This is a genomic window from Heyndrickxia acidicola, assembly GCF_001636425.1.
GTDB lineage: Bacteria > Bacillota > Bacilli > Bacillales > Bacillaceae_C > Bacillus_AE > Bacillus_AE acidicola.
On sequence record NZ_KV440953.1, the window covers coordinates 656356 to 673234 of the forward strand.

Below are 16879 nucleotides of genomic sequence, written 5' to 3' on the forward strand. Positions count from 1 at the left end.
ACACCCCTTTTCAGCAAAGCTGAAAGGTTACAGTAAAGAAAGGAACCAAAAGCAAACAAGATTGCTTTTGGTTCCTTTTGTATAATTATTGTTGGGATGACACATAGTAATTCTCTAGCCGATCGCTGGAGCTAGACAGAAATTACATCATTTAAAATACTTTATTTAATGTGTTAAATTTTATTGCTGGTAACTGCTTGTTTTTTAGCTCATGTTACAGTAAAGAAAGGCTTTGGGCTTTCTTATTACTGTTCGGCTGCCAGTATGATGGATAGCCTTCCAGTTTCGTGCAGCTCTACGGGAAGGGATACGACATGAGCAAAGGCAGAATAGACAGGTGCGTTCTCAAAAACTGTAGGGGTAGATATATCAATTATAAAAGCTTTTCTTGAACAATTGGTTGAAAGGTTTCCTGCTATCATATTCCCTATTTCACCTGCAAAGGATGCAAGCATTTCATCAGGAAGAGGCATTCCAAACATAGACATTCCTAATTTCGAGAATACATCTTTGTCAGATTCAATGAGCATTTTTCCTGTAAAGTCGCCAGTTATGGTAATTTGAACTCCGAAGCATTGATAAGAACTGGATGGATTTTTTAGAACGGGAGTTTTTATAACGGTTTTAAGTGGTATGACAGATGTAATGGCTTCCATGGTACTATCCAAAAGTGTATTGATGGAAGAGTTAAAAGTCATGGTTCGTTCCTCCTGGAAGTATATAAATTTATATTAGCATAAAGATTCCTTCTGTCATCCTTTTATTAAGAAATATATGAATCTTATCTGAATTCCGATAGAAAAGGCCGATGTATGAATATGATTCAATGTTATTCTTTGTTTAGAAAAGGGTTTGAAAGATTAATTGCCTGCAGAATCTGGTGCGGATGCCTCCTTTAATGTAAGGGATAAACAAAATGGTAATAATTGATATCCAAACTTTTGATTAAACTCGTTATAATAAAGAAGCACAGCAACACCTTCAAAACGTTACTTGCTCCAAAATATTTTTGGAGCTTTTTTCTTTTCTCCGTAAGCAAAAAGACGAACAAAGACGGGTTTGTCCATTCTACGAAAAGCAGCAATTTATGCGAAACCACCTAAAATAGTAGAAACGTCATTGAGAAGGATATGTAAGCATTTGAATAGTATATGAGCCACTTTTTAAACAAAAGTGTTAATAGTAAATTTAAAAGGGTTTTTATAGTTTTTTAACCTCATGTTGATTGTAAGAGACGATACTCCTTCTTAGAAATTGATGTTGAAGCAGACAAATCCCAGGATGGACAGAACAATACCAATGTACTAGTTAAACCTAAGGTTAATTTGAATCCAAAGCTGATTGGAGCATAAGGTACGAGACTTCTGCGGTAAAATCAGGCAATAGGAGAATCCCGCAGGAGTACAGCGACAAGGAGGCACCCAGCGGCACGCGAAAAAGCGAGTGCCTGTGCTTGGAAATTAACAGGCAGGATGACGGGAACGTTTTAAAAAGAATTTATGATAGCGCTCTTATACATCGATCATAAAGAGTATGAAAAAATGAAAAAATCCGTTACAATGAGTAAAAATGATAAAAATTAGGGAGCTAGTTCACCATGGCTGACATGATTAAGGAATCAACAACTCAAAAAGAAACAATCAGTTATGTTTTACAATTAGTACAGCACTTTAAAGAAAATGGAGATACAGAACGGGCAGAAAAAGCTGAAAGTCTATTAAAAAAACTGCATCATGGAGAGTTTATTGTGGCTTTTTGCGGACACTTTTCAGCCGGCAAGTCAACAATGATTAACAAGCTTTTGGGAGAAAATGTACTTCCATCCAGTCCTATTCCAACAAGTGCAAATCTTGTAAAGGTCACAAAATCTAATAATAATTATGCGGTGATCCGTTATGATAAGGAGCAGCTTTTGTTTAAGGCTCCCTATGATTTTAAAACGGTAAAAGACTTTTGTAAAAATGGAAATGTAAAGGAAATTGAAATTGGCAAAAGTCAAACGGATTTGCCTGAAGGCGTTACCGTTATGGATACACCTGGGGTAGATTCTACAGATGACGCTCACCGGATTGCAACAGAATCTGCTATCCATTTAGCGGATATCGTCTTTTATGTAATGGATTACAACCACGTCCAGTCTGAATTGAATTTCATGTATACAAAGGACCTACTTCAGCACGGTGTGGAACTGTATTTAATCATTAACCAAATAGATAAACACAAAGAAGAGGAGCTATCCTTTGAGGATTTCGAATCTTCTGTTTCTGAATCCTTCGCATCCTGGAATGTTTATCCAAAAGGGATTTACTATACAAGCCTGAAGAACCCGGTTCATCACAGCAATCAATTTGATGCCGTAAAGAAGCTTATGCTGACTGCTTTAATGGAGAAGGAAGAGCGAATAATTGAGTCTGCACGGGCTGCTGGCAATCTATTATTAAAGGAACATCTAAAATGGTTGGATGAACAGCTTGAAATGGACTCCATTCCATTCGAAGAAGTGCTATCTGGTTATAATGAGGAAGAAATAGCCGAGATTACAGAAAAAGAAGAACAGATAAAGCTGCAATTAGATAAAATTGATATACGGGAAGAGAAATGGACAAAACAATTTACGGATGAGCTGGATAAATTGGTCGAAAGTGCTTATCTTATGCCTTATCAGACTAGGGAACTGGCAGAGGCCTTTCTACAATCTGTACAGCCTGAATTTAAAGTGGGGCTGTTGTTTGGCAAAAAGAAAACAGAGCTGGAGAGAAAAGAACGTCTGGATGCTTTTTATCATAATGTAAAAACACTGGTGGAGTCACAGCTGGACTGGCATTTACGAGAATTTGCGCAAAAAGCACTGCGTACCGCAAATAATACAAACAGCCAGCTTCTTAAAGAGGCACAAACGCTTTCAGTGCCTTTTAATCGTGAGATGGTTACATCAACTGTAAAGCAGAATGCCATGGTAACTGGGGAATACATTTTACATTATTGCGATGAAATAGCAAATCAATTGAAATTCTCAGCTAAAAAAGCTTGCGAAGAAATAAAGCAGGCGGCAGCTAATCAAATAAAAGCAAGGGACAGTAAGGAAAAGCAGGAGCTTGAACGTGAACTTAAATTGGTTAGTGAGGGGTCTAAAGCTTTACGCGAATTGGACCATATTCGTTTAATCAGGGAAAAGAAAGAAGAGAATCTGCATGATCCTTTAATGGACTCTCATAATCTAATGCAAAAGTACATAGATAAATGGCAGGATCAAGAAGAAAATCGCGTGATTTATTCAGAATCGATGTCGGCCCAATTGTCTGAAGACAAGAATGAGAGCCCTCTTGCACCTGGTGAAAAAAGAGATCAGGTTTTTAATTTAATTCCGCCAGACAAAATGGCTGCTAATCTTCAATCAGCAGTACAATTATTAAAGGATAAGCATGGTTTTCAGCGTTTTGCTGCAAACCTCTTGGAAAAGGCTGCACGATTAGAAAGCAGAGACTTTACTATCGCCTTGTTCGGGGCGTTTAGCGCAGGAAAGTCTTCCTTTGCTAATGCGCTTATGGGAGAAAAAGTCCTGCCAGTCTCACCTAATCCTACAACTGCTGCAATTAATCGAATCTGTCCTCCCAACAGTGTTCATAAACATAGGACAGCGGTAGTTCATTTGAAATCCAGAGAACAGATGATGGCCGATGTAAAGCATTCATTAAAAGTATTTGGCAAGGAATGCGGAGATCTTGCATCTTCTCTTCCACTTATTCAAGAACTGGCTGGAAGCGAGGAGGGAGACGGGAGGTCAAAAGTCCATTTATCCTTCTTAAATGCATTTGCGAAAGGATTTTCTGTTTTTGAATCTGTGATGGGAACCAATGTAGAAACGGATATTCAGGGGTTTCAGGAATTTGTTGCAAATGAGTCCAAGTCTTGTTTTGTAGAATCGATTGACCTCTATTTTGATTCATTGCTGGCAAGACAGGGCATTACGCTTGTTGACACTCCTGGTGCAGATTCCATTAATGCCAGGCATACCGGCGTAGCATTTGAATATATTAAAAACTCGGACGCCATTCTTTTTGTAACCTATTATAATCATGCTTTTTCAAAGGCTGACCGTGAATTTTTAATACAGCTTGGCAGGGTAAAGGATGCCTTTGAACTGGATAAAATGTTTTTTCTTGTAAATGCAGTGGATTTGGCGGAATCAGAGGAAGAATTGAACGATGTTCTATCCTACGTTCGTGCACAATTATCGCAGTACGGCATTCGCTTTCCGAGACTTTTTGGCGTTTCAAGCTTACTGGCACTCGAGCATCCTGATAGGGCTCCTGGAATGAAGGACTTTAAAGAGGCATTTCATGATTTTCTTGAACAGGACTTAACTCAAATGGCAGTAAAGTCAGCTGAGGTGGAGCTGCAAAGGGCATTACAGATGGTAACGGCCATTATTGAATCGGGAAAAGAAAGCCGGGAGGAAAAGGAAAGAAAGGCTTCCTTGCTGGAATCACAGCAAATGGAAATGCAAAAAATACTTCATAAGGCAGAACCTGAATGGTTAGCTGCAGGTTTTCAACAGGAATTAAAGGAGCTTTTATTCTATGTGAAGCAGCGTGTGTTTTATCGATTCTCTGACTTTTTTAAAGAGGCATTTAATCCTGCAACATTGCAAAAAAATGATAAAAGCAGCTTGAAACAAGCATTGGAGGAGCTTCTTGACAGCCTCGGCTTTGATTTTTCCCAGGAGCTGAGAGCGACGACTGTCAGACTTGAAAATCATGTGAATAAGCTTTTTCAGGAGTCTTTCAATCAATTGAGCGGAGAATTCTCTAAACTGAACGAGGATATTACGTTATCTGAATTTAAAACAGCAGCACTGGCAACGCCGGACTTTCCAAAGGCATTTGAAAATCAACCAAGGGGAAATCTTGAAAGTACGTTTAAGTACTTTAAAAACGCACGGGCCTTTTTCGAAAAAAATGAAAAGCAATTGATGCAGAATGAATTGGAATCATTGCTGAAGCCGATGTCAGATAAGTATCTTGAAGAACAGACATTCGTGCTTTCAAATCACTTTGAAACATTTATTCATCAGGAGTTTTCTAGAATGCTAGGAGAAATGGAAGCGGACATTTATGACCAATTCCAAGGCTGGCTAAGTGCGCTGACCCAAACCATAGATCTTAATGCCTGGACAGAAATCAAAGCTCAATTGGGAAATTCTTTAAATCAAGGAGGATGAAAATGAACGAAAATCGTTTTCAAGCCTGCGCTTCCTGTATTCATTTCTTTACAGAAAAAACCGATGCAGGAATGCTGTATAAGTGCACCCGCCTTGGATATGAAACACGGCCGGAATATAAATTTAACTGCTGGGAGCCCAAGGAGAAAGTAAAGAAATTAATGGAAAAAGAAAAGGGGAGATGAACATGAAGTTTGTGAAGCAGGCGGAATGGCTGAATAATCAGTTATATAACGATAACATTCGTATTGCTGATTGCCGTTTTGCATTAAGTGATTCATTGCTCGGACAAAAACTTTATAATGAAGTACATATTCCAGGTGCCATTCATTTTGACCTGGAAAGAGATCTCTCGGGAAAAGTAACGGAGCATGGAGGCCGGCACCCGCTGCCGGATACGGAGATAATAAAGGAAAAACTTGAACGAGCGGGAATTAATAATAAATCCACCGTCATTGCGTATGACTCAGGAGAAGGTTCATTTGCGGCCAGGCTTTGGTGGATCCTAAGATATCTGGGACATGATAAGGTTTATGTATTGGACGGTGGTTTTAAAGAATGGCAAAATAAAAATTTTGCTGTAACAAAAGACCTTCCTGAATTTAAAACGGAATCCTATACGTTAAACCTTCAGCCTGATTTAGCAGCTACTTATGAAGAAGTAAAAAAAGCAGTGGTAGCAGGGGAAGCAGTGCTTGTGGATTCACGTGAATCTGCCAGGTTTATGGGCCTAACAGAACCGATTGATAAAAAACCCGGACATATACCCGGGGCTATTAATAAAGTATGGACTGAGAACCTGAGAAATGGATACTGGAAAAGTATTGAGGAACAAAAAGAACGGTTTAGGGATTTAAAGCCTTCGGATACCATTATTGTATACTGCGGGTCAGGGGTTACAGCAACTCCCAATGTTTTAACCCTTACTGAATTAGGATATGATCATGTAAAGCTGTATCCCGGCAGTTACTCTGATTGGATTTCCTACCATGAAAACCCTGTTGAAAGCAGTGAATCATAGAATAACGAACATAAACCCATCTATCATGGTATAATAGATGATATAAATGACCTAATCCTTCTTTCTATTGGATTAGGCAAAATCTTTTGGGGTGATTGTGTGCAATCTGCAAATCAGCGTTTATTATTGATAGATGGAATGGCTTTATTGTTTCGTGCCTTTTATGCGACTGCTGTTACCGGCCAATTCATGGTGAATACAAAAGGAATGCCGACAAATGCGGTCCAGGGCTTTATGAAGCACCTTTTTCTGGCAATCGAAGATACAGAGCCTACACATGTAATGGTGTGCTGGGATATGGGCAGCAAAACCTTCAGAAATGAATTGTTTGAAGGGTATAAGTCGAATAGGGAAGCCCCTCCAATCGAGCTGATTCCACAATTTGACTTTGTAAAAGAAGTCGTCGATGCATGTGAAATTCAAAATATTGGTATCGCTGGTTTTGAGGCAGATGATTGTATCGGAACGATTGCCAAAGCGGTACATCGCGACATAAATGTTATTATTGTTACAGGTGACAGGGATTTATTGCAGCTATTGGATGAACAAATTGAAGTGCGAATTCTTCAAAAGGGGTTTGGCAACTACAAGTCTTATACTCATGATCTCTTTATAGAAGAGCTTGGCGTAACACCTAAGCAATTTATAGATGTAAAAGCACTGATGGGGGATACAAGCGACGGATATCCAGGTGTAAAAGGAATTGGAGAAAAGACCGCTTTAAAGCTCATTCAACAATATGAGCATATAGATGGCTTGCTTTTGAATCTTACTGGTTTATCCCCTTCCCAGCGTAAGAAAATAGAAGATGATATGGACATGCTTCATTTGTCAAGGAAATTGGCAGAAATCAATTGTGAGGTTCCGCTTGTGTATTCACTTGAACATGCTGTTTGGTCGAATGTACCAGATACATTTGATGATTATCTTCATGATATGGAATTAAGGAGTATACGCAGGCACATGATTCAATCCAATTATTTTCTTACCATGGGACGGGCATAAAGAAAAGCGCAAGCGCATTGCTCATCGGCGTACGGATTGCGGAGTCTTCGACTGAGATAAAGAAAACAAGATGTTGACTTATTGCAGAGAGGAGACATAGAAATCCGTTTACCGAGAGGCGCTGGAGATGATCACAAACTGCATTGGTTAACAAAATTTATTTGTTTATGCAGTAGAGAAAAGCAATCGGCGAGGCCGATTGCTTTTTTGAGTGAAAAATATGACTTTTATTTTTCTAGTGGTTCCTCAGGAGCTGCGGACGATTCCGAATCATTTTTAATTGCTTCATATAATTCAGCAAACTCAGTATCTTGCCCCCATCCTTCCGGGTGGGCACCAGGCGAAATGCTGCCGTAGGTTCGGCGTTTTCCTATAGCCATATTTTTCACCTCCATTATCCTTACTATATTCCCCATTTGCAAAAATTAATAGCCCTTATTTTAAGAAATGTTATTTAATGGCTGGTTTAAGAAAATTGTAAAAAGCAGTTTGAAATAGTTGCTGCTTTACGTACAAAGAATTTTTCGGATATTGTCTGTCTTCGCGGCATTATTTCGTAAACAATTCACAGGTTTTAATACTGAACATGAATTTTTTAACATTTTTAGTGCCAAATAGCACCCAAGTTTATTAAAAGAGCCAATTTAAAATACCGGCTGTAGTTTCAACTATTTGGCAATAAGACTGATACTAGTGTAAAATAAAATTGAGTTCAAGGGAGCGGAGGAATGTAATTGAGCAACGGGGAATTGTCACTGGATGATTATTTACTCTATCTTCGTGAAAAAGGCTTTAAATTTCAAGAGGATGTCATCGGATTTATTTATTTTGGGAAACAGTATACTCAGGCTCAGGATTCACTGATTAAGGCAGCAATTGAGATTACGCTAAAGACCCAGAAGACCTTTGACGGAAGCTTTTATATGTCGCTTTTAGAATTTTTTCAGCAGAATCATGTCGAAAATAAAAAACAGGCATACCGCTTTGTTCGTGAAAAAGGGTTATTGCCTGCTTAGTTAGGAAGGAAACGAGCATTCAAAAGTAGAATCTCTTTGTTTTACTTTTTGCTCTGTTAAAATTCTATATTGAAAACTGCTCGTTTTTAGCTCATTCGAGTGAAACATTAGTTTCACTCGCCTATCAGCTCAGCTGATAGGTTTCAGTAAAGAAAGGAAAACAACGCAAACTTGTTTGCGTTGTTTTCCTTTCTTTACTGTAAAATGAGCAAAAAACAACAGAGTCCTATATCAAAGTCTTATTTTTAGAATTATTCTGATAGGATCTTTTCGTTACCCTTGTTGCTATTGTATATAAGATTAAACATAAGCTATGTAAATAACATACCGAAATATGTCATGAAAACGGATCATTATAAATTTATCCACTTTACGAAAAACACGGACGTTTATACAGCTTTCTTCTCATTTATTGCCTTCTTCCTGCTCTTTTTAATAAAGCCTTGTAATTCTGAAATCATCATTCCCAGGAATATCATGATACAGCCCAGTAATCCTGACAGCGTCAATGTCTCCCCGATACAAAGGTAGGAAGTAATAGCAGCAAATACAGGCTCCATTGTTAAAATAATTCCGACTCTGGTGGGTGAAGTATGCCGTTGAGAAATGGTTTGAATGAGAAAAGCAGCTGCTGTTCCGATGAAGGCAGTGGTTGCAAATGCAAATAGTACTTCCAATGTACTAATATTTTCATAATGAAAAGCATGCTGCCATTTTTCAAAAGAGATGGCTCCAATCCCGCATAAAAACGAAACGGTAAATATTTGTACTGTTGTGATAAAATATACGTTATTATTCTTTGCGGCGCGATCCGTTAATGCAATATGAAAGGCAAACCCAATGGCACATATTAGCATCAGAAAATTCCCCAGAGAGAACAGAGATACATTGGCTGCGGTTAGTAAATAAAGTCCACCGGCAGCAAGGATTGATCCCAAAACGGCTATGCCCGATGGACGCCTTTTAAATAAAAGGAAGCTGATTAATGGGACCATGACAACACTCAGACCTGTAATAAAGCCAGCTTTGGCTGGAGTTGTATACAAAAGTCCGATGGTTTGAAAAGAATATCCTATAAATAAGCAAAAGCCAAGAATGATACCTGATAACAGAGATTTCCAGGAAAATGGCGGTTTGTTTTTTTCATAGAGTGAATAAATTAGAAGCATAGCAAGCCCGGCAAGAAAAAATCTGATTGAATTAAAGGTGAGCGGGGGAATGGCTGCCACAACCTTTTGAACAATCACAAAGGTAGCGCCCCAAACGAATGCAATAAATAGTAATAAGCATTCATAAATCTTTCCTTTATTCATGCCCCACCTCATTCATTCGGACAGCTTTTTTAGCCAGCTCGTCGGCTGTTTTATTTTCTTTTCCTGGAATCCATTTAATGAAAAACAATTCGAACGCTTCAGTTAAATGCAATGTGCGTTCAAGTAAGGCTCGATATTTTTCTTTTTTTGCAAATCCCTTTTCAACCGCATTTACAACAGCTGATGAATCAGAGCGGACAGAAACAAAAGTAAAGTTTTGTTCCAGGCAAATTTCAAGCCCCTTTATCAATGCCGTAAATTCAGCTTCATGATTTTCCATCAAACCAAGTGGAATGGAGTATCGCTGAACCTGCCCATTGTTCTTTATAAATATTCCAGCACCGCTTGGACCCGGATCACCCGCGCTTGCCCCGTCAATATAAAGTTCTGCCAAAGCTGACAACTCCTTAGAATGTTATATGAAGAGTTTACCACATGGAATTGATATATTTTTAAAAAATGCGTTTCTTCAACAATTGTGTTCTTTGAAAAGGCTCTTTTTATGTTGATCACAGTTCAATTACAGCACATTGTTGTGAAAAGCTAAAAAACGGAGCTCCTTAATAAAGTGTTGATTGGAGCTGAGTTCAACACGATATTCAGAAGAAAAACACAGTGCAAAAATATGAAGGAAGCAAGCTTATAAAAAGCCAAGAAGTGGAATGATAAATAATAAACGGACAATGAACTGACAGGTCTGCATAAGCTTAGCTGTTTTTGACTACGCAAACAAAAATGCTGGAAATAGAAAGAGAAGGAGGAAAGTGTATGAGAGTTAAGCTTAAATGGATCTATAAAGGCCCTAAAACAGAGGCATTGGTTTTTGAATCGGAATGGACGTCACAAAATGCAATGGAACGCATTTTGGAGGATCTCTTGCGTACCGGAAGAGCTGCAAATTTGACGGTAATAGATGAAATGGGGAATGAGTGGAATCGAAAAGAATTTTTAAAATTAAAGGTAGTTCTTGAAGAAGAGCCTCATGATATTGTCGTTTTTTTTGATGGCGGTTATGATCTTGAACAAGGAAAAGCAGGGCTTGGAATGGTAATATACTATCAAAAAGGTCAAAAAACATATAGAATTAGAAGCAATTCCATCCTGCAAGAACTGGATTCAAATAACGAAGCAGAATATGCAGCTCTGTACAATGCCATCTTGTTGCTGGAGGAACTTGGTGTTAAACATACTCCTTGTTCGATTAAAGGAGATTCACTTGGTGTGTTAAAACAGCTTGAGGGAGAATGGCCGTGTCTTGAGGAGAATTTAAACCGCTGGCTGGACCGAATTGAGAAAAAAATAAAGGAGCTGGGGTTAAAGGCCTCCTATACACCCATTTCAAGAAAAGAAAATAAAGAAGCGGATCAATTGGCCTCTCAGGCATTAAATAATAAAATCATTCATAGTCATGCTACTATAACCGAATAACCGTGTTAAAGATGAAAGGTCTGATTAAATGAATCGAAAAGAAATAATAAAAGAATTGGATGAGGTACTTACAACATATTGTGAAGACTGTCTGTTAAAAGCTCATTTTCGCAAGGAGAATGGGAAGAAATTTGCACACCGTTTTTGCATTTCGCAATGTACAGTGGGATCTAAATTAAAGGATTATGGAGAAAAATTAAAATCATAAAGGCTGTTTTCATAGATTTTTGCTGACAGACATTTTTCTTTATTTTGCATCTCAACGATAAAAATTTAATGCCCCAGAAGGTTATGGCTATTTTCAAAAAACGAGCATTTATCAACATTGAAATTTAACACAGCCTAATAAAAAAAGGCTGACATCAAAGTCAGCCTTGTTCATATTATCATTGCGGAAGTTTTGTTACATTAGCTGCTTGAGGTCCGCGATTTCCTTCGACAATTTCAAAAGAAACCTCCTGGCCTTCTTCTAAGGTTTTGAAGCCTTCTCCCTGAATAGCTGAGAAATGAACAAATACATCGTCTCCACCCTCAACTTCAATAAAGCCATAGCCTTTTTCGTTGTTAAACCATTTTACTTTACCGTTTTGCATGTTTCTTAATCCTCCTAAATCAAAAGGACAAATTGTCCGTCTAAATTGACATTAATCGTGAATGTTTTCTGGTTGATCTGTTATTTTAGTAAGGCCATCCTAAATCGGGTTTTTTAAAGAAATAAGAAAACAATTCAGATAGATTAATGTTAGAAATAGCATACAATATCCCATACGGTGAGTCAAGAATTCAGCATCAATATTTTTTAATTTTTAGAATTAAATAATAATTTAAATTGAGTGAAAGGTGTGCAGTTTGGCATAAGAGTGTTTCCGCAAGAATTTGCTGCTTTATCTTTATAAGATGCTGTGTTAACGTTTAATGTTGATAACTGCTCGTTTTTTAGCTCATTCGTGTGAAACGGCGTTTCACACGAATGAGCTAAAAAACAACAGCGTCCTATAACAGAGCCTATAAGATAAAACTTTATGTTGTCAGTCATCGCATCATCTTTTCCTAAGATGTACAAATTCTAATACAAAATCTATTGTTGTAAAATAGAGACTATAGGTTTAAAATTCACCCTGTTTTCGAGTATTCTTGTACAAATCGGGCAATTATAGTAAACTTTACTATGATGATTGTATGTAAGGGGTTCAGTTACATAACCAGCTTAGGTACTTTTTGTTATAAAGCATTTATTTACACATGAATACTGAAAAGTTTTTTGGCTAGAAAGCCGGTACTTATTAATGTTTTAAGGTTTAATGGGGGTTAAGGGATGCCAACACCAAGTATGGAAGATTATATTGAACAAATTTATTTATTAATTGAGAATAAAGGATATGCGCGGGTTTCAGATATAGCTGAAGCGCTGTCTGTCCATCCCTCTTCCGTTACAAAAATGGTACAGAAACTGGATAAAGATGATTATCTTGTTTATGAAAAGTATAGAGGATTGGTGCTGACGTCAAAAGGGAAAAAGGTTGGTAAGCGTTTAGTGGACCGCCATGATTTATTGGAGCAATTTCTCAATATGATTGGGGTTGCTGAAGAAAATATCTATCAGGATGTTGAAGGAATTGAGCATCACTTAAGCTGGAATTCTATTGACCGCATCGGTGATTTATTGCAATTTTTCGAGGAAAATCCAGATCAAATTAAAACATTGAAGCTGATACAGCAAAGAAATGAAGAAGGAATATAGAAAGAACCGTTATGAAACGGTTCTTTTTTGAAGGAAAAAGTATAAAATTTTTTATTATATGTTACTTATCGTTGTAGGCTCTGTCTAGCTCCAGCGAGTATCGGCTAAAGGATTTTTTTTCATGTTAGTTCATTCCTTTGAAACGGCCGTTTCACACCCTTTCAAAAAGGAAATGAACTAAAAAAAGCAGTTATTACTATATATTTTGACAAAGACAATCTAAAAAATTGGAGGATATTCCAAAAAGTCCTCATCTCCATCCTGCGCATTAGCCAGATGCACGGCACCGTTGGAATCTTTCTCTATTGTTATTCCGCTTAATAGTCTGTTTTCTGCTTCAATTAAGGCTTTTTGGTAAGAGATGATTCGTCCCTGTGACGTCTGGAAGCTAACAATATCTCCATGAAGGTTTCTTTGTACTTTTTCAATGCTTTCCATTCTTTTATTCTCCTTTTTCTCAGACTTAATTCCACTCCAATCAAAATCATGGAGGTTTAGCAGATCCTTTTTTAAAAAATAGCTCTGTTAAAAAGCAATGCGAGTTTTAAACCTATGTTGATTTGAGCAGATACGCAAAACTTCTGCTAAGTATAGTGGGAGTGACCCCGCAGGAGCATGCGGCGAGGAGGCTCCCCTGCCACCCGATGAAAGCGAGTGCCTGCAGCAGAAATCAACACACAAGATTAACAAAGCCAAAAAATAATATTTCATTAGTTTTCTACATCTGAGTAAAAAACAAACATGTAATGTTAAATTTTTGCTCTGTTGCCGTGAAGGCAGACAACACACGGAATAATCCTTTGAAAGTAGGTAGCCAAAATCATAAGGCAGATAAACAGTGCCATTTTTCAAGAGTTACAGTAAGAAACAAAAATTGAATTGGGAGGATATGTATGAATCGTTTTTCCTGGAGTGAAGCAGCAAAAACACAATGGGATGAAAAGGCAGATGACTGGCATGCAGCAAGCAAAAACAATTGGACAAAGGGCAGCCGAAAAGAAATTGTCCCTTTTATAAAACAGTACATTCCAGTGGGGTCTGTAGCAGATATGGGGTGTGGTGATGGCTACGGTTCACTTTTGCTTAGCCGGGAAGGATATAAGGTTACCGGAATAGATCTCTCAAAGGAAATGATTGACAAAGCAAGGCTGTACGAAAAACAAATGCAGTCAAACCATCCAATGTTTTTAGAAGGCTCTTTCACAAATACGTCCTTTCCTGAAGAGTCATTTGACGCTGTAATGGCGATAAATTCATTAGAGTGGATTGAATTTCCTTTAGATGGGCTTAATGAAATGAAAAGAATTGTAAGGAAAGGAGGATTTGGGTGCTTTGCCATACTGGGACCTACAGCTATGCCAAGGATCAATAGCTATAAAAGATTAGTGGGCACCGATGTTATCTGCAATACCATGATGCCATGGGAATTTGAAAGACTGGCAACGGAGACAGGATGGGAGAAAACAGCGGAAAAGCATGTTTTTAAAAGAGGGGTTGATCCTCAGATGCTGAAGGACCTCTCGAATGAATTAAAGCAGGCCCTAACTTTTTTGACGATTTTTATGTTTAAAAGAATATAACTGATACAACAGTTTATTGGCATATTTCTTCATAGGATATGCTTTTTCCTCATTCATAAGGGGTGTTATTTTCGAATTTTCGTGTAGGAATCACGTAGTGAAGGATACCCTTTTGCACTTTTTTTGTATATAATGAAATCATTTATATAGTTAGCATGGCGGTCATTTTTGGAGGGAAGAAAATGTCAAATGAAAAAGTAATATCGGATATTGAAATTGCCCAAAAGGCTGCATTGCTGCCAGTTGGTGCAATTGCTGCAAAGCTTGGTTTAAGCGAAGACGATATTGAGTTTTACGGAAAATATAAAGCAAAGATATCATTCGAAAAAATGAAAGAGGTTGAATCTCAGCCTGAAGGAAAACTTATTCTTGTTACTTCAATTAATCCTACTCCCGCCGGTGAAGGGAAGTCAACAGTCACCATCGGATTAGGAGATGCACTTCAGCAACTTGGAAAAAAAACGATGATTGCTCTAAGGGAGCCTTCTCTTGGACCAACCATGGGAATGAAGGGCGGAGCAGCTGGCGGAGGGTACTCCCAGGTCGTACCTATGGAAGAAATAAATCTGCATTTTACAGGTGACATTCATGCGATCACAACTGCTAACAATGCATTATCTGCTTTATTAGATAACCATATTCATCAGGGGAATGAGCTGCAAGTGGATCAGCGCAGAATATTGTGGAAACGGGCAGTGGATTTAAACGACCGTGCCCTTCGCCAAATTGTGGTAGGACTTGGAGGACCAGGCCAGGGAGTCCCACGTGAAGACGGATTTGATATCACTGTTGCTTCTGAAATAATGGCAGTTTTATGCTTAGCGGCTGATTTACAGGATTTAAAAAAGAGATTGTCAAGAATGGTCATTGCCTATAACATACATAAACAACCTATTACGGTTAAAGATCTGGGAGTGGAAGGTGCTCTTACGCTCCTTTTGAAAGATGCGCTTAAACCTAATCTTGTCCAATCGATTGAACATACTCCAGCTTTTGTGCATGGCGGCCCATTTGCCAACATCGCTCATGGCTGCAACAGTGTTATCGCTACTAAGACCGCTTTAAAGCTTGCCGATTATGTTGTAACAGAGGCGGGTTTCGGAGCAGATTTAGGTGCCGAGAAGTTTTTAGACATTAAGTCAAGGGCCGCGGGGCTTTCTCCTTCAGCCGTAGTCATTGTGGCAACGATTCGTGCATTAAAAATGCATGGGGGAGTTGCTAAAGACGAGCTTCAAAAAGAGAATGTATCCGCGTTGGAAAAAGGCCTGGAGAATCTTAAGAAGCATACTGAAACAATCGGCCACTTCAATCTGCCTTTTGTAGTTGCAATCAACCGCTTCTCTAGTGACAAGGATTCGGAAATTACTTTGTTAAAGGAATGGTGCCAAAAGCATTCCATTTCTGTTTCTCTCACAGAAGTATGGGGAAAAGGCGGAAAAGGGGGATTGGATTTGGGGGAAAAGGTTCTTGAGGCAATTCAAAATAATTCAGGCACGTTTTCCTTCTTATACGATGAAGATCTACCTTTGGATGAAAAAATAAGAACAATTGTACAAAAGGTATACGGAGGCAGGCATGTTGAATTTTCTGTAAAGGCCTCACAGCAGCTGAAACAATTTAACGATATAGGGTGGAGCCATTTACCAGTTTGTATGGCGAAAACCCAATATTCCCTTTCTGATGATCCTGTAAAGCTGGGGCGGCCTTGTGATTTTACAATTCACGTAAGGGAAATGAAACCCAAGCTTGGAGCAGGGTTTATTGTGGTTCTAACCGGCGAAGTTATGACAATGCCTGGCTTGCCGAAAAAACCTGCAGCATATCAAATGGATGTGTCAGAAGAAGGTAAAGCAATAGGTTTATTTTAAGGTCATATGCATTGATTGGAAAGATACGAGAAAACAGGGGGCTGCATCATTCTCCCTGTTTTCTTGATTATTAGAATGAAGACCAAAAAAGAGACAGGAGGTAAATATGGATGTATGATCCTACTGCGTTCGATAATATGAAAGTCGTTTTGGATGGAGCTGCGTATGATTTGGATATGAGCGGTGAAGCGGTTGTAAAGGGCAGGAAAGATCTGATTGATCTTGCCACGATGTCAAGGAATTTTAGCATAAGAATCGCCCTCACTCACTTTTCCAATGTTTCGGCAGAGATTCGGGTCGATTCAACTCTGGAACATATTGCTGCAGAGCTTCTCCCTGCAGTTGGTCATTTGGACCAAGGGGCTTATGTTACAATTGAATTCTCCTGGCATGTAAATCAAAATCAGTCCCTCTCATACAGCCAATTAATAAAACAGCTGTGGGGACCGGAGAGAATCTATGAAGAAATTGAAAGAGTATCTTCTCACAATGGAGAAAGCAAGGCTCTCATTGTTTCTTTTAACCGATTATTTACAGAAGCTATGATGGATGACCTGCTGGATGTGCTTCATCATGTAGTCAAAACCCTTCAAAAGTTGGATTACCGATTTTTTGACTGAAAGATAATAGACCCTTATGATAAATATACATGTCCAAACTTTCCCACGAGGATTCATGTTAAAATG

At 38.4% G+C, this 16879-nt stretch carries 17 protein-coding genes; 11 read left to right on the forward strand and 6 right to left on the reverse strand.

The genetic code is table 11. The annotated features are described in order from the left end of the window. Nucleotides 1–245: 245 nt before the first annotated feature. Entirely contained in the window at nt 246–698 is a 453-nt protein-coding gene (locus A5N88_RS03110) for a chemotaxis protein CheX (RefSeq protein WP_066262931.1), read from the reverse strand. 908 nt (nt 699–1606) lie between these two features. Here A5N88_RS03110 and A5N88_RS03115 point away from each other — a divergent pair. The 4 genes from A5N88_RS03115 to A5N88_RS03130 all read left to right on the forward strand — a co-directional run bounded on the left by A5N88_RS03115 (nt 1607) and on the right by A5N88_RS03130 (nt 7247). Further along, nucleotides 1607–5221 (forward strand): dynamin family protein, encoded by a 3615-nt coding sequence (locus A5N88_RS03115; RefSeq protein WP_066270187.1) that lies wholly within the window; start codon nt 1607–1609, stop codon nt 5219–5221. Between the two features lie 2 nt (nt 5222–5223). Continuing rightward, nucleotides 5224–5406, forward strand: coding sequence for a hypothetical protein (locus A5N88_RS03120; RefSeq protein WP_066262936.1), 183 nt, complete (start codon nt 5224–5226; stop codon nt 5404–5406). 2 nt (nt 5407–5408) lie between these two features. After that, complete coding sequence (locus A5N88_RS03125; protein ID WP_066262938.1) at nt 5409–6242, forward strand: sulfurtransferase; 834 nt, start codon at nt 5409–5411, stop codon at nt 6240–6242. A gap of 138 nt (nt 6243–6380) precedes the next feature. Beyond that, nucleotides 6381–7247 (forward strand): 5'-3' exonuclease, encoded by an 867-nt coding sequence (locus A5N88_RS03130; RefSeq protein ID WP_066270189.1) that lies wholly within the window; start codon nt 6381–6383, stop codon nt 7245–7247. Between the two features lie 227 nt (nt 7248–7474). Here the strand turns inward: A5N88_RS03130 and A5N88_RS24665 are convergent, their stop codons facing one another. Beyond that, nucleotides 7475–7627, reverse strand: a complete 153-nt coding sequence (locus A5N88_RS24665) for a hypothetical protein (protein ID WP_157090587.1) — start codon at nt 7625–7627, stop codon at nt 7475–7477. A 354-nt stretch (nt 7628–7981) separates the two neighbouring features. Between A5N88_RS24665 and A5N88_RS03135 the strand changes: the two genes are divergently transcribed. Continuing rightward, a complete protein-coding gene (locus tag A5N88_RS03135) occupies nt 7982–8263 on the forward strand; it encodes a DUF6123 family protein (RefSeq protein WP_232317511.1) in 282 nt (93 codons plus the stop codon). A 389-nt stretch (nt 8264–8652) separates the two neighbouring features. Here the strand turns inward: A5N88_RS03135 and A5N88_RS03140 are convergent, their stop codons facing one another. Next, nucleotides 8653–9576: a DMT family transporter gene (locus A5N88_RS03140; protein WP_066262941.1), complete on the reverse strand. Its 924-nt coding sequence runs from the start codon at nt 9574–9576 to the stop codon at nt 8653–8655. Then, complete coding sequence (locus tag A5N88_RS03145; protein ID WP_066262943.1) at nt 9569–9970, reverse strand: reverse transcriptase-like protein; 402 nt, start codon at nt 9968–9970, stop codon at nt 9569–9571. Before A5N88_RS03145 ends, A5N88_RS03140 begins: the two co-directional genes overlap by 8 nt. A 374-nt stretch (nt 9971–10344) precedes the next feature. Between A5N88_RS03145 and A5N88_RS03150 the strand changes: the two genes are divergently transcribed. Beyond that, nucleotides 10345–11004 (forward strand): reverse transcriptase-like protein, encoded by a 660-nt coding sequence (locus A5N88_RS03150; RefSeq protein WP_066262945.1) that lies wholly within the window; start codon nt 10345–10347, stop codon nt 11002–11004. 28 nt (nt 11005–11032) lie between these two features. Continuing rightward, a complete protein-coding gene (locus A5N88_RS24015; RefSeq protein ID WP_083952993.1) occupies nt 11033–11212 on the forward strand; it encodes a zinc-finger domain-containing protein in 180 nt (59 codons plus the stop codon). Nucleotides 11213–11390: 178 nt separating this feature from the next. Here the strand turns inward: A5N88_RS24015 and cspD are convergent, their stop codons facing one another. Beyond that, on the reverse strand, nt 11391–11597 hold the full coding sequence (gene cspD / locus A5N88_RS03155; protein WP_066262946.1) for a cold-shock protein CspD: 207 nt from the start codon (nt 11595–11597) through the stop codon (nt 11391–11393). A 722-nt stretch (nt 11598–12319) separates the two neighbouring features. Here cspD and mntR point away from each other — a divergent pair. Further along, nucleotides 12320–12745, forward strand: a complete 426-nt coding sequence (gene mntR, locus A5N88_RS03160) for a transcriptional regulator MntR (protein WP_066262948.1) — start codon at nt 12320–12322, stop codon at nt 12743–12745. 219 nt (nt 12746–12964) lie between these two features. On the opposite strand, the gene A5N88_RS03165 is transcribed toward mntR, so the two are convergent. Beyond that, a complete protein-coding gene (locus A5N88_RS03165) occupies nt 12965–13183 on the reverse strand; it encodes a DUF3892 domain-containing protein (protein WP_066262956.1) in 219 nt (72 codons plus the stop codon). 455 nt (nt 13184–13638) lie between these two features. Between A5N88_RS03165 and A5N88_RS03170 the strand changes: the two genes are divergently transcribed. The 3 genes from A5N88_RS03170 to A5N88_RS03180 all read left to right on the forward strand — a co-directional run bounded on the left by A5N88_RS03170 (nt 13639) and on the right by A5N88_RS03180 (nt 16813). Further along, nucleotides 13639–14325 (forward strand): class I SAM-dependent methyltransferase, encoded by a 687-nt coding sequence (locus A5N88_RS03170; protein WP_066262958.1) that lies wholly within the window; start codon nt 13639–13641, stop codon nt 14323–14325. A 182-nt stretch (nt 14326–14507) separates the two neighbouring features. Next, nucleotides 14508–16193, forward strand: coding sequence for a formate--tetrahydrofolate ligase (locus A5N88_RS03175; RefSeq protein ID WP_066262961.1), 1686 nt, complete (start codon nt 14508–14510; stop codon nt 16191–16193). Nucleotides 16194–16303: 110 nt separating this feature from the next. Then, the gene (locus A5N88_RS03180) at nt 16304–16813 is read left to right on the forward strand and encodes a hypothetical protein (protein WP_066262963.1); all 510 of its coding nucleotides are present in this window, start codon (nt 16304–16306) and stop codon (nt 16811–16813) included. Nucleotides 16814–16879: the final 66 nt, after the last annotated feature.

What these genes read in the sequence shown, in the direction of transcription:
- A5N88_RS03110 (WP_066262931.1), bottom strand. Translation starts at nt 698, where the DNA reads ATGACTTTTAACTCTTCCATCAATACACTTTTGGATAGTACCATGGAA.
- A5N88_RS03115 (WP_066270187.1), top strand. Translation starts at nt 1,607, where the DNA reads ATGATTAAGGAATCAACAACTCAAAAAGAAACAATCAGTTATGTTTTA.
- A5N88_RS03120 (WP_066262936.1), top strand. Translation starts at nt 5,224, where the DNA reads ATGAACGAAAATCGTTTTCAAGCCTGCGCTTCCTGTATTCATTTCTTT.
- A5N88_RS03125 (WP_066262938.1), top strand. Translation starts at nt 5,409, where the DNA reads ATGAAGTTTGTGAAGCAGGCGGAATGGCTGAATAATCAGTTATATAAC.
- A5N88_RS03130 (WP_066270189.1), top strand. Translation starts at nt 6,381, where the DNA reads ATGGCTTTATTGTTTCGTGCCTTTTATGCGACTGCTGTTACCGGCCAA.
- A5N88_RS24665 (WP_157090587.1), bottom strand. Translation starts at nt 7,627, where the DNA reads ATGGCTATAGGAAAACGCCGAACCTACGGCAGCATTTCGCCTGGTGCC.
- A5N88_RS03140 (WP_066262941.1), bottom strand. Translation starts at nt 9,576, where the DNA reads ATGAATAAAGGAAAGATTTATGAATGCTTATTACTATTTATTGCATTC.
- A5N88_RS03150 (WP_066262945.1), top strand. Translation starts at nt 10,345, where the DNA reads ATGAGAGTTAAGCTTAAATGGATCTATAAAGGCCCTAAAACAGAGGCA.
- A5N88_RS24015 (WP_083952993.1), top strand. Translation starts at nt 11,033, where the DNA reads ATGAATCGAAAAGAAATAATAAAAGAATTGGATGAGGTACTTACAACA.
- cspD (WP_066262946.1), bottom strand. Translation starts at nt 11,597, where the DNA reads ATGCAAAACGGTAAAGTAAAATGGTTTAACAACGAAAAAGGCTATGGC.
- mntR (WP_066262948.1), top strand. Translation starts at nt 12,320, where the DNA reads ATGCCAACACCAAGTATGGAAGATTATATTGAACAAATTTATTTATTA.
- A5N88_RS03165 (WP_066262956.1), bottom strand. Translation starts at nt 13,183, where the DNA reads ATGGAAAGCATTGAAAAAGTACAAAGAAACCTTCATGGAGATATTGTT.
- A5N88_RS03170 (WP_066262958.1), top strand. Translation starts at nt 13,639, where the DNA reads ATGAATCGTTTTTCCTGGAGTGAAGCAGCAAAAACACAATGGGATGAA.
- A5N88_RS03175 (WP_066262961.1), top strand. Translation starts at nt 14,508, where the DNA reads ATGTCAAATGAAAAAGTAATATCGGATATTGAAATTGCCCAAAAGGCT.
- A5N88_RS03180 (WP_066262963.1), top strand. Translation starts at nt 16,304, where the DNA reads ATGTATGATCCTACTGCGTTCGATAATATGAAAGTCGTTTTGGATGGA.